The following is a 14,213-nucleotide window of genomic DNA, read 5'->3' on the forward strand; positions in this document are numbered from 1 at the left end:
GGGTCAAATCGCCTCTAGTTCGCTCAAAAAGTCACGAAGATCATCAAAGTCTTCCGCGCTGCCGGCGCGGAAGGTGGCGGCGGCCTGCACATAGGCACGCAGCGTTTCGGTCTGGAACACTTCCACCAGCGGCACTTCCAGGCCCAGTTCGGCCTGGACCCGCGAGGTGATCTGGATCGCCAGCAGGGAATGGCCGCCCACTTCAAAGAAGTTGTCGTTCAGACCCACTTGCGGCAGACGCAGGACATCGGCCCAGATCGCGGCGATCTGCCGTTCCAGCTCGGTTTCGGGGGCCACATAGGCCTGTTGCAGCAGGCTCGCATCCGGCTCGGGCAGGCCCTTGCGGTCGAGTTTGCCGTTGGGGGTCAGCGGCATTTGCGCCAGGAACATGAAGTGTGTCGGCACCATGTAGTCCGGCAGGTGGGTTTTCAGGGCGCGGCGCAGGGTGTCGCGGAACTCGGCTTCATCGGCCAGGTGGGTGTCTGTCGGTACCACGTAGGCGACCAGTTGTTTGCCGGTCGGGCCTTCATGGGCCACCACCACGGTTTCACCGACATTGTCCTGCTCGCGCAGGCGCGCTTCGATCTCGCCAAGCTCGATACGAAAGCCACGGATTTTCACCTGATGGTCGACACGGCCGAGGTAGTCCACCACGCCATCCGGGCGGCCACGGGTCAGGTCGCCGCTGCGATACATACGGCTGCCGGGCTTGCCGAACGGGTCCGGTACGAAGCGCTCGGCGGTCAGGGCCGGACGCTCCAGGTAACCCCGGGCCACGCCCTCGCCGCCCAGATACAGCTCACCGGCCACACCGATGGGTTGCAGGTTGAGTTGCGCATCCAGCACGTAGCCGCTGCGATTACCCAACAGTGTGCCGATGGGGGCATAGACGGCGCCGCACGGGTCGCCCTTGCGCGCTTTCCACAGCAATGGCGTGACCACGGTTTCCGTCGGGCCGTAGCCGTTGAACAGATAGGTCGGCTTGAGTGCGCGCCAGGCCAGGTCGTAGCTGGCTTGCGCCACGGCATCGCCACCGAAGCAGTACACGCGCACCTTCGGTGGGTTGCCGTCACGCTCGGCATGCTCGGCCAACTGTTGCAGGTACACCGGTGGGAACACCGCCATGGTCACGTTGTGGCGGTGCATTTGCTGGTAGGTGTATTCCGGCAGCCACAGGCTATCGTCGCGGATCAACACACTGGCGCCGTTGATCAGCGGGTGCATCCAGCCTTCATGGGAGCCGTCGAAGGCGAACGACATGAAGTGCAGTTCGCAGTCGGCGGGCGAGGTTTCATAACGCTCGCCGGTGGCGATGATATGGGCTACCAGTGGACCGTGAGATACCGCCACGCCCTTGGGCAGACCCGTGGAACCGGATGTATAGATCACATAGGCGAGGTTGTCGCCGTCCAGTTTCACATCAGGCGCCGTGTCGCTGTAACCGGACCATTCCTCGGTGCGATCAATCGCCAGGCTGTCCAGACCCTCGGGAATCGGCAGTTGCTGCAAGGCACTGCTATGAGTCAGCAGCAACTGGGCACGGCTGTCCTGCATCATGTACAGCAGGCGGTCACGCGGGTATTCGATATCCAGCGGCACATAGACGCCACCGGCCTTCATCACCGCCAGGAACGCCACCATGATTTCGGCACTGCGCGGCATGGCAATCGCCACGCGCACTTCCGGGCCGACGCCACGGGCGATCAGCGCATGGGCCAGGCGGTTGGCCTGGCGGTCCAGTTCGCCATAGCTCAGGGTCTGTGCGTCGAATTTCACGGCGACTGCATCCGGGTTTTCCCGGGCGCGGTCGGCCACCAACTGGTGAACCAGGCGTTCGGCCGAGAAGCCGGCATCGGTCTGGTTCCACAATTGCAGGATGTGCTGTTGCTCATCCTCGCCCAGCAGGTTGAGTTGGCTGATGGGTTGCTGTTGATCGGCAACCATCGCCTGCAACAGGTTCTGCCAGTGGCCGGCCATGCGCTCGATCGTGGCTGGGGCAAACAGATCAGTGGCATAACTCAGGGACGCACGCAGCGTCGCCTGGCTTTCCTCCACATCCAGCGCCAGGTCGAACTGCGCCACACCTTCATCCCAACCCAGCACCTCGACATCCAGTTCGGCGAGGCGTTGCAAGTGATTGGCGGCCGAGGTCACGCGATGGTTGAACAGCACCTGGAACAGCGGGCTCAGGCTCATGCTGCGCTCGGGTTGCAGGGCTTCTACCAGTTGCTCGAACGGCAGGTCCTGGTGGGCCTGGGCCTCCAGGGAACGCTGGCGTGCCTGTTGCAGCAGTTGCACGACGCTCATCTGCCCGTGGATATCGGCCTTGAGTACCTGGGTGTTGACGAAGAAGCCGATCAGCCCTTCGGTTTCCAGGCGATTGCGGTTGGCAATCGGCACGCCGACACGCACGTCTTCCTGGCCACTGTAGCGGTGCAGCAACGCCTGGTAGGACGCCAGCAGTACCATCGGCAACGTCACACCGGCGGCTTGCGCCAAGCGGCGCAAACCGGCCAGAAGCTGCGGTTGCAACTCAATGCCCAGGCGGGCGCCACGGTGGCTTTGTACTGCGGGGCGCAGGTAGTCGAAAGGCAACTCCAGCACCGGCTGCATGCCACCCAACTGGGCCTGCCAGTACGCCAGTTGGCGGGCCTTCTCGCCGGCCTCCATCCAGTTGCGCTGCCACAGGGCGTAGTCGGCGTACTGGATCGGCAAGGCTGGCAAGTCTGGCACGTGGCCTTGGCTGAAGGCGGCGTACAGCTGCACCAGTTCCTCGACCATCAGTTGCATCGACCAGCCATCGGAGACGATGTGGTGCTGCACCAGCACCAGTACGTGCTCATCAACAGCCAGGCGCAGCAACCTGGCCCGCAACAGCGGCCCGCGCAGCAGGTGGAATGGCTGCGCAACCACTTCTGCGACCCGCGCCTTGAGGCTGTCTTCTTCGGTGTCGAGCAGGCTGATCTCGATCAGGCCCGAGTCTTCAATCACCTGAACTGCGCCGCCAGCGTCCTGGCGCACATAGGTGCGCAGGCTTTCATGGCGTGCCAGCAAGGTGTCGAAACTGCATTGCAGCGCGGCCAGGTCAAGCGGCCCTTTCAAACGTAATGCGCTGGGGATGTGATACGCCGTGCTTTGCGGGTCCAGTTGCCAAAGGAACCATTGCCGCTCCTGGGCATAGGACAACGGCAGCGGTTGATTGCGGTCAGCCTTGAGCAACGCGGGCGCAACCACGCCCTCCTCGCCCAGCGCCTGAACGAAATCCTCCAACCGCGGGTGTTCGAACAGAGTCTTGAGCGCCACTTCCAGCGCCAGCACCTGGCGAACCCGCGAGACAACACGGGTGGCCAGCAGCGAATGCCCGCCGAGTTCGAAGAAGTGATCGTCAAGGCCGACCTGCGGCAGCTCCAGCACCTCGGCCCAGATCGCCGCGACCTGCTGTTCACGCAGTGTCACTGGCGCTACATGGCCTTTGCTCAATCGTGCCACGTCCACCGCAGGCAACGCCTTGCGGTCGAGCTTGCCGTTGGGGGTCAGGGGCAGGCTATCGAGGAACACCAGGTGCGCCGGCACCATGTAGTCCGGCAGGCGCTCGCGCAGGGCCGCCCTGTAGACTTCTGGCGTGTCGGGTGCGGAACTGACCAGGTAGGCGATCAAGCGGTCGTTGTCGGCCAGGACCACGGCTTCGCGTATACCGGCCTGCTCGCGCAGGCAGGCTTCGATTTCACCCAGTTCGATGCGGAACCCACGTACCTTGACCTGATGGTCGACCCGGCCGATGTATTCCACCACGCCATCGGCACGGTAGCGGGCCAGGTCGCCGGTGCGGTACAGGCGTTCTCCCGGCGCACCATACGGGTTGGGCACAAAGCGCTCGGCCGTCAGCGCGGGGCGCTCGTGGTAACCGCGAGCCAGGCCGACACCACCGATCAGCAGTTCACCGGCGGCCCCCACCGGGCTGGGCGTCAAACCGGCATTGAGGATGAACAACGTGGTATTGGCGATAGGCCGCCCGACAAAAGGCTGGGCCTCGTGCAGACGATGGGCAGCGGACCAGATAGTGGTTTCAGTCGGGCCATAGAGGTTCCACAGCGGGCCTTGCAGGTCGAGCAGGCGCTGGGCCAGGTCCGACGGCAGTGCTTCGCCGCCGCACAGGCTTTTGATACCGCGCAGCCGTTGGGCGCGCGGGCTTTCCAGCAGCATGCGCCAGGTCGACGGTGTGGCTTGCAGCACGTTGGCCGATTGGCTGTGGACCAGATCGATGATCGCTTCCGGGTCGAGGGCCAGCTCCTGGCCGCTCAGCAGTACCGTGGCACCCACCGTCAGGGGCACGTACAGCTCCAAGGCGAAGATATCGAACGAGAAGGTGGTCAGTGACAACATCCGTGCGCCAATGCCGATGTCCAGGGTATCGGCCATGCCGCAGGTAAAGCTGCACAGCGCCCGGTGGCGTACCATCACACCCTTGGGCTTGCCGGTGGAACCGGAGGTATAGATCACATAGGCCAGGTGTTCCGGCGTGACGTTGACCTGGGGGTTGTGCTCGGCGGCATTGTCATCCGCCTCGACCATCAGCACCTGCACACCCTGCGAGTGCGCCAAGCTGCCGTCCAAGTGCGGCTGGGTCAGCAAGACTTGCGCACGGCTGTCTTCAAGCATGAAGGCCAGGCGGTCCGCCGGGAATTGCGGGTCGAGCGGCACGTAGGCACCACCCGCCTTGAGGGTCGCCAACAGGCCGATCACCATGTCCAGCGAACGCTCGACATGCACCGCCACCAGTACGTCCGGCCCTACGCCCGCCGCGATCAGGCGATGGGCCAGGCGGTTGGTGCGACGGTTGAGTTCGCCGTAGCTGAGACCCTGGCCATTGAACTGCAGCGCCAGCGCGTCCGGGTGTGCCAGGGCCTGGGCCTCGAACAGTAGGTGCACGCAACGCTCGCGGGGGTAATCAACCGACGTGTCATTCCAGGCCTCGACCATCTGTTGCCATTGCGGCGCACTGAGCATCGCCAGCTCATCCACAGCCTGGGATGCATCGTGCACCACGGCGCGCAGCAGGTTCTGCCAGTGCTCGGCCAGGCGCTCGACGGTCGTGGCGTCGAACAGGTCGGTGGCGTAGGTCAGGGACGCCCACAGGCCTTCGGCGGACTCTTCGGTTTCCAGGTTCAGATCGAACTGGGTGCTGTGCCCGGCCCAATCCACCGCTTGCAGGTCCAGGCCCGGCAACTGCAGCGGGGCTGCACGCAGGTTGTCCTGGTGGTTGAACATCACCTGGAACAGCGGGTTATGGCTGAGGCTGCGCTCCGGTTGCAGGGCTTCGACCAGTTGTTCGAACGGCAGGTCCTGATGCGCCTGGGCGTCCAGGGCGTGCTGCTTGACCTGGGCGAGCAATTGATCGAAGGCCATCTGCCCGTGCACGTCGGCCTGCAGCACCTGGGTGTTGACGAAGAAGCCGACCAGGCGCTCGGTTTCGAGGCGATTGCGGTTGGCAATCGGCACACCGACCCGGATTCGGGATTGCCCACTGTAGCGATGCAGCAAGGCCTGGAACGACGCCAGCAGCAGCACAAACAAGGTTACGTCCTGACGCTGGGCCAGGGCCTTGAGCCCGGCGACCAACGCGCTGTCCAGGTGCACCTGGCGGCGTGCGCCGCGATGGCTTTGCACTGCCGGCCGAGGGTGGTCCAGGGGCAGTTCCAGCACGGCATGCTCGGTGCCCAGGCGCAGGCGCCAGTAGTCGAGTTGACGTTGTTGCTCACCGGCCGCCATCCAGTCCCGTTGCCACTGGGCATAATCGGCGTACTGGATGAGCTGCGCCGGCAGTTGAGCCTGGCCCTGATACAGCGCCACCAACTCATCGACCATTACCTGCATCGACCAACCGTCGGAGATGATGTGGTGCTGGGTGATCACCAGTACGTGGTGCTCGGCCTCGATCTGAAGCAATTTGACGCGCATCAGCGGGCCATTGATCAAGTCGAACGGGCGCTGGATCTCCTGCGCCACGGCAGGCTCGATCGCCGAGACCTCGACCTGTTGGTGTTCGATCGGCAGCGCAAGGCTCGGGTGAATCCGTTGCCAGGTGTGCTCGCCCTCTTCCACAAAGGTGGTGCGCAACGGTTCATGGCGTTGCACCAGGGCCTGGAACGCCTGTTCCAGCGCCGCGACGTCCAGACGGCCACGCAGGTGCAGCGCGCTCGGCACGTGGTAGGCGGCGCTGGACGGGTCCAGTTGCCAGAGGAACCATTGGCGCTCCTGGGCGAACGACAGCGCCAACGGCCGATCACGCGTCAGCGCCACCAGAGGCCGTGCAGTGCTGGCCTGCAACCCAGCACAAGCATCGTCGAACGCCTCCAGCGTCGGTTGTTCGAACAGCGCCCGCAACGGCACTTCCAGTTGCAGTGCGTGGCGCACCCGCGAAATGACTTGGGTGGCCAGCAACGAATGACCGCCACGTTCGAAGAAGTGGTCATTGAGCCCCACCTGATCCACTTGCAACACCGCCTGCCAGATGGCGGCCAAGCGCGTTTGCAGCGGGGTTTGCGGCGCCCGGTAAGCCTGGCGCGCCTGGTTCAGGTCCGGTGCCGGCAGTGCGCGACGGTCAAGCTTGCCATTGTTGTTCAACGGCAAGGCGTCGAGGACAACCCAGTGCCCCGGCACCATGTAATCCGGCAAGGACTGGCGCAAGGTGGCCGCCAATGCCGGGGAGTCCACGCTTTGCCCGTTGGCGGCGACCACATATGCCACCAATAGCGTGCCCGTCGGGCTCGATTGTGCGATGACGGCCGCTTCACGCAGCTGCGGCAAGGCTTGCAGGCTGGCTTCGATCTCACCCATTTCCACGCGGAACCCGCGGATCTTCACTTGATGATCGATGCGCCCGACATACTCCAGCGCACCCGCCTGGTTATAGCGCGCCAGGTCGCCACTGCGGTAAAGCCGCGCGCCGGGCACGGCGGAAAACGGGTTTGGCAAAAAGCGCTCGGCGGTCAGCGCCGGGCGATCGAAGTAACGCTGGGCCAAACCGTGTTCGGCGCCGATGCACAGCTCGCCCACGCCGTCGGTGGCCAATAATTCGAAACCACTGTCCAGCACATACAAGGAGCGACCGTCGATGGCCCGGCCAATCGGCACACCAAACGCATCGCTGGCATCCACCAATTGGCAGTCATGCACGCTGGACACCACGGTGGCCTCGGTGGGCCCGTAGGTGTTGACCAAACGCACGTCACCCAACCCGGCGGCGTACCAAGCGCGCAGCCCTTCCACCGACATCGCCTCGCCGCCGACATGCACCTGACGCAGGTTGCCCAGGGTGCGCTGGTCGAGGGCGCACTCCTTGGCGAGCAAATACCAGTAGGCGGCGGGCAGGTCGGCGAGGGTCACGCCCTGCTCGACGATTTCCCGCGCCAATTGCCCGGCATCCCATAGCTCATCGCCGCGCATGACCAACGCTGCGCCCACACACAGCGGCGGGTAGCATTGCTCGACAAAGCCGTCGAAGCTGAACGTGGCAAATTGCAGCACGCGATCCGCCGCGCTCAACTGGCTATAGGCCTCGGCGCTGTCGCAGAACTGGCCGAGGGCGGCATGGTCGATGGCCACGCCCTTGGGCAGCCCGGTGGAGCCCGAGGTGTAGATCACATAGGCCAGGTCGGCAGCGGCGGCATGGTTGATTGGATTGGTCGACGGGTAGCCTGCCAGTTCTTCGCCGGACGCGGTGAAACTCTCGCGCGCCAGCCCTTGGGGTAACGGCAGGTCGGCCAGCAGCCCGGTTTCGCTGAGCAACAGGTCGAGCCGGCTGTCTGTCAGCATGTAGGCCAGGCGTTCGGCGGGGTAGTTCGGGTCCAGCGGCACATAGGCGGCGCCACTTTTGAGCACCGCCAGCAGGCTGACGATCAACTGCGGACCCCGTCGTGCCGCCAGGCCGATGCGCTGGCCTGGGCCAACGCCCAGTTCCAGCAGGCGATGGGCAAGCCGGTTGGCGCGAGCATTGAGCTGGGCGTAGCTCAGGCGTGCCTCACCCGCCTGCACGGCCATCGCGTCGGGTGTGGCGCTGGCCTGGGCGGCTATACGCTCGTGCACGCGCAGGTGACGCTGGGCCTGGCTGGGCGACTGGCTGAGGGCAAGCATGTCGCGCCGTGCGGCTTGGTCGAGCAGAAGCAGGTTGCCAATGGGCGCCTGGGCATCCGCGAGCATCTGCACCAGCAGGTGGTGCAGGTTGCGGCTTAATTGAGCGACCTGCCGAGCACTGAAGCACGCCTGGTCATAACCAAACTCCAGGCGCAGGCAACTGCCCAGCTCAATGCCCAGGGTCAGTGGATAATGGGTCTGCTCGTGGTTATGCAGGCGGCCGAACGTCAGGCCGGCAGGCGCGCCCTGCTTCAAGGCCTCGGCCACCGGGAAGTTTTCGAACACCAGCAAGGTATCGAACAGCGCGCTGCCCTGCTGTCCTGCCCATCCCTGGATGTCATAGAGCGGCACATGTTCATGGTCGCGCAGGCTCAGGTTGAGGGCTTGCAGCTCACTCAGCCAGTCGGCCACCGGCTGGGCCGGCGACGCTGTATTGATGATCGGCAGCGTGTTGATGAACAGGCCCAACTGCTGTTCGATCCCCGGCAATGGTGCCGAGCGTCCCGCGACGGTGGCACCAAAGGCCACACAGTCCTGCCCGGTATAGCGTTGCAGCAGCACGCTCCATGCGCCTTGGAGCAAGGTGTTGAGGGTGACTTTGTGGTGGCGGGCAAACTCACCCAGGGCACGCGTGAAGTCGTCGCTCAGCACGACCTGATGGTCAGCCATGCCCTTGCCTTCGAACGGCACACGCAGCGCCTGCGCAAGCAGGGTTGGCGCTTGCAGCGGCGCCAGCGCAGACTTCCAGAACGCCTCGCCCGACGCTTGCTGTTGCAGCCAGCCCAGGTAATCGCGGAACTGCCCCTGCGGCACCGGCACGTTTTGCCCGGCGTAATGGGCGATCACTTCGCCGAGCAACTGGGCGTTACTCCAGCCGTCCATGAGGATGTGGTGGCTGGTGAAGATCAGGTGCCAGGCACCGCCGGCACCGCGCACCAGCATCAGGCGAAACAGCGGCGCAGCATTCAGCGCAAATCCCTTCTCGCGTTCGGCAGCGGCGAATGCATCAAAATCAGCATCGACATCTTCGATCACTTGCAACTGCACATCGACATGACGCTGAATCACTTGATGGGCACTGTCCAGGCCGAGCCAGTGGAAGCTGCTGCGCAGGATGTCATGGCGATCCAGCGCGGCTTGCCAGGCACGGCCGAATGCGAGCAAGTCCAGGCCTTCAATGTCCAGGCGCAACTGGTTGATGTAAGCCTCGGCCTCGGGCGCATACAGGGTATGGAACAACATACCCTGCTGCATCGGCGACAACGGGTAGAGATCAGCAATCGCCGGCCCCGCGATGGGCAAGGCGTCCAGTTGCTGCTGGGTCAGGCGCGCCAGGGGGAAGTCCGAAGGCGTGACCTGCCCCGCCGGCGTGGCGCAGCAGTGTTCAATCAAGGCCTGGAGTTCAGCGGCATAGTCATCCGCCAGGCGTTGGACGGTCGCCACCTCGAACATCTCACGACTGAACCCCCACCGCAGGGCCAGCTCACCGCCGTACACCTGCCCTTCCACCGTCAGCCAGTTGGCCAGCGGTGCCTCGGGGTCCTGGGCCTGTCCGCTGCCCTGGTCAGCCGGAACGAACAGCGCCGCCTCGTTGAATTGGCGGTCGAACTGCCCCAGGTAGTTGAAGGTGATGCGCGGCACGGCCTGTTTGGACAAGGCCTCACGCGCCTCGGGTGCGCCGAGGTAGCGCAGCAGGCCATAGCCGATACCTTTGTGCGGCACCGCACGCAGTTGCTCCTTCACCGACTTGATCGCAGCCGACAGCTCACCCTCGGCTTGCAGGCGCACCGGGAACAGGCTGGTAAACCAACCCACGGTGCGGCTCAGGTCGAGCGTGTCGAACAGGTCTTCGCGACCATGGCCTTCCAGCTGGATAAGTGCGGCAGGTTGCTCGCTCCAGCGGCTGATGACCCGCGCCAACGCAGTCAGCAGCAGGTCGTTGACCTGGGTGCGGTAGGCCGCCGGAGCGTCTTGCAGCAGTTGGCGGGTGTGGTCGGCGCTGAGGCGGATTTCGAGTGTACTGCCCAGGCGATTTTGCAGGCCGCCCTGGGGGTTGTCGCACGGCAGGTCAGCGCTTGCGGTCTGTGCCTGCCAATACGGCAGTTGCGCGTCCAGCGTCTGCGCGTGGGCCTGCAACTGCTGCGCCCACTGCTGGTAGGCGCTGGTCTTGGCCGGCAATGCGGCGTTGACGTAGGCCTGTTGCAGGTCTTCGAGCAGGATACGCCACGATACGCCGTCCACTGCCAGGTGATGCACCACCAGCAACAGGCGCTGGGTGCGGTCGGCCATCATTGCCAGGACCGCACGCAGCAGCGGGCCCTGTTCAAGATCAAGGCTGCGTTGAGCCTCGTCGCACAGTGCGGCCAACTCAGCCTCGCCGGCGACCTGGGACTGCCATAACGAAGCCGATGCAACCGGCTCGGCGTGGGCCTGGCGCCAACCGTCCGCCTGCAGCACAAAACGCAGGCGCAGGGCATCGTGGTGGTTGATCAAGCGGGTCAAGGCGGCCTCTAGGCGCACGGGCTCCAGCGCCTCACGCGGAGTCAGCAGCAACGACTGGTTCCAGTGCTGGCGCGCCGGGATCGCCTGCTCGAAAAAGCTGTGTTGCACTGGCGTGAGGAACACCTCGCCGGTGACCGGCCCCTGGTCGATGAGGGTCGCCTGCTCGAAGCTCGCCACCAGCGCCAGGCTGCGTACGCTCTGGTACTGGAACAGGTCCCGCGGGCTCAGGCGAATGCCCGCCTGGCGCGCACGGCTGACTACCTGGATGGAGATGATCGAATCGCCACCCAGTTCGAAGAAATTGTCTTCCAGGCCGACGTGTTCCACACCGAGCACATCGCTCCAGATTGCTGCCAGGGCTTTTTGCACGTCGCTTTCCGGGGCTACATAGGCCTGCTGGGGCGCAGCATCCGGCAATGGCAAGGCCTTGCGGTCGAGCTTGCCGTTGGCGGTCACCGGCAGCCTGGCCAGGTGCACCAGATGGGTCGGCACCATGTATTCCGGGAGGCTTTCGAGCAGCCAGGCCTTGAGGTCGGCAGGCGTTTCGTCGGCCAGTACCAGGTAGGCCACCAGTTGCTTGCCGCCTTGCACCAGCACCACGGCTTCGCGCACCGAAGGGTGTTGCATCAGGCGCGTTTCGATTTCGCCCAGCTCGATACGCAGGCCACGCAGCTTGACCTGATGATCGAGGCGACCCAGGTATTCGATCACCCCATCGGCACGCTGGCGCACGCGGTCACCAGTGCGATACAGACGCACACCGTCACCGAACGGGCTTGGCACGAAACGTTCGGCGGTCAGTGCCGGGCGCCGGTGGTAACTGCGTGCCAGGCCGGCGCCGCCCAGGTACAGCTCACCGCTGACGCCCGCAGGCACCGGGTTCATCTGGGCATCGAGCACGTACGTACCGAGGTTGGCGATGGGTCGACCGATGGGCACGCTGTCGGCGCCTTCGTCGACGCAGGTCCAGTGGGTCACGTCGATGGCGGCTTCGGTCGGGCCGTATAGGTTGAACAAGCCCGCCTGTGGCAACTTGGCGAACACTTGCAACTGCGCATCCAGCGGCAAGGCTTCGCCGCTGCAGACAATGCGTCGCAGCGTGTTGCAGGCTTGCACGCCCGGCTCATGGATAAACGCCTGAAGCATCGACGGTACGAAGTGCAAGGTGGTAATGCGGTGTTGCCCGATGGTCTCGATCAACCGCGCCGGTTCGCGGTGTTCACCGGGCGCAGCGACGACCAGGCGGGCGCCGGTCATCAGCGGCCAGAAGAACTCCCACACCGAGACGTCGAAACTGAACGGGGTTTTCTGCAACACCGCATCGCTGGCGTCCAGGCCGTAGGCCTGCTGCATCCAGCACAAACGGTTGACCAACGCACGGTGGCTGTTGCCGGCACCCTTGGGCTTGCCCGTTGAGCCGGAGGTGTAGATCACGTAGGCCAGGTTCAGCGCCTGCAGGTCGACGCGTGGCGACTGACGGCTGTAACCGTCGAGCCAGCTCGCGGGCTGGTCCAGGGCAATCACCTGGATGCCCTCGGTCGGCAGCAATGGCAACAGGTCGCGCTGGCTGAGCAGCAACTGGATGCCGCTGTCGTCGATCATGTAGGCCAGGCGTTCCCGGGGGTATTCAGGGTCCAGCGGGACATAGGCGCCGCCGGCCTTGAGAATCGCGAGCAAGCCGACCACCATTTCGATGGAGCGCTCGACGCAGATCCCTACCAGCGTGTCAGGGCCGACGCCCTGCTCGCGCAAGGCGTGGGCCAGCTGGTTGGCGCGGGTGTCGAGCTGGGCGTAGGTCAGCGTGGTTGCACCGAACACCAGCGCCGGTGCATCCGGCGTGGCCTGCGCCTGGTCTTCGATCAGGTGATGAATGCCGCGCTCGGTCGGGTACGCCTCGGCGGTCTGGTTCCATGCGTGGACCAGCACCTGCCGCTCATCCGCCGCCAACATCGGCAATTCGCCGATGCGCTGTTCACCGTCGGCCACCATGGCCTGCAACAGGCTGAGCCAATGCCCGGCCATGCGCTCGATGGTTGGCGCGTCGAACAGGTCGTTGGCGTAGGTCAACGCGGCATGCAGGGTGCCGGATTTTTCATAGGTGTCGAGGGTCAGGTCGAACTGGGTGGTGCGGCCTTGCCATTCCACCAGCGCCAGCTCCAGGCCGGAGGCGGTGCTAACGCTGGCAATGTCGGCCACTACCGGCTGGTGGTTGTACATCACCTGGAACAGCGGCGTGTGGCTCAGGCTGCGCTCGACCTTGAGGGCTTCCACCAGGCGCTCGAAGGGCAATTCCTGATGGGCCTGGGCACCGAGGGCGTGCTCCTTGATGCTGTGTAGCAGCTCAGTGATGCGGGTTTGCCCGGTCAGCTCGGTGCGCAAGACCTGGGTATTGACGAAGAAGCCTATCAACCCTTCGACTTCAGTGCGGTTGCGGTTGGCGATCGGCACGCCGACGCGGATATCGTGCTGCCCGGTGTAGCGATGCAGCAACACGTTGAAAGCACCGAGCAACAGCATGAACAGGGTGACGTTGTGTTTTTGCGCGCAACTACGCAACTGTATGGCCAGCTCAGGTTCAATCATGAAGTTGTGGCGCGTGCCCTGGTAGCTCGGCATCGCCGGACGCGGGCGGTCGGTGGGCAGCTCCAGCACCGGGTGCTCATCGCCCAGGCGTGCTTGCCAGTAATCCAGTTGGCGCGTCTGCTCCCCCGCTTCCAGCCAGCGGCGCTGCCACAGGGCGTAGTCGCTGTACTGGATCGGCAAGGCCGGCAGTTGCGGGGTTTCGTTGCGCTCGTGGGCGTCGTAGCAGCGGATGAACTCGTCGATCAGCACATTCATCGACCAGCCATCGGAGACGATGTGGTGCAGGGTCAACAGCAGCACGTGTTCCTGCGCGTCGAGCTTGAGCAATTGCACGCGCAGCAACGGACCGTTTTCCAGGTCGAACGACAGCAGCGATTGACGGGTCGCGGCCTCGTTGACGGCCTGTTCGCGCTCGGCGGCGACCAGGTGGCTAAGGTCCAGGTGCTCGACGGTCAACGACGTGTCTGCCGGCACCTGCATCAGGCGCTCGTCCGCCTGGCGCTGGAATACTGTGCGCAGGGTTTCGTGGCGCGCGACCAGGCTGGCAAAGGCCTGCTCCAACGCGCCGAGGCTCAACGCCCCCTTGAGCCGTACCGCTCCCGGCAGATTATAGGCGCCGCTGGCCGGGTCCAATTGCCAAAGAAACCACATGCGTTGCTGCGCGTAGGACAACGCTTGGCGATCCTCCACTTCCACCCCCGCCGGAATGGGGAACCGGGAAAAATCCACGCCTTCTTTCTGCAGGGCCTGCAGGAACAATTGGCGTTTTTCCAGGGGCAACCCGATAAACCGGCGAGCAAGTTTCAAGGAGTCTTCAGCATTCATTTCTTGGAGTCCGGAGCAGTAGGCAGGAAGCACAAAGGCACGTCGTCCCTATAAAACGAACCGGAGAGGGAAAAATTAGCGGGGGATGGGAGGCGCGGCGCACAGTGTCATCAAGGGTTACATCAATCTCGGGAAGACCACCCGAACAGCAGCTAGCATTGACGAACACT

1 protein-coding gene is annotated in these 14,213 nt (G+C 64.4%); it reads right to left on the reverse strand.

Annotated features, from left to right (window positions below):
• Positions 1-3: 3 nt before the first annotated feature.
• Positions 4-14,043 carry a non-ribosomal peptide synthase/polyketide synthase gene (locus tag BM017_RS15110; RefSeq protein WP_092245740.1) on the reverse strand — a complete coding sequence of 4,680 codons (14,040 nt, stop codon included), beginning with the start codon at positions 14,041-14,043 and terminating at the stop codon, positions 4-6.
• Positions 14,044-14,213 lie beyond the last annotated feature (170 nt).

This window comes from Pseudomonas sp. NFPP04 (genome assembly GCF_900113815.1).
Lineage (GTDB): Bacteria > Pseudomonadota > Gammaproteobacteria > Pseudomonadales > Pseudomonadaceae > Aquipseudomonas > Aquipseudomonas extremorientalis.

Coding starts and splice junctions, on each gene's coding strand:
- BM017_RS15110 (WP_092245740.1), bottom strand. CDS start 14,043: ATGAATGCTGAAGACTCCTTGAAACTTGCTCGCCGGTTTATCGGGTTG.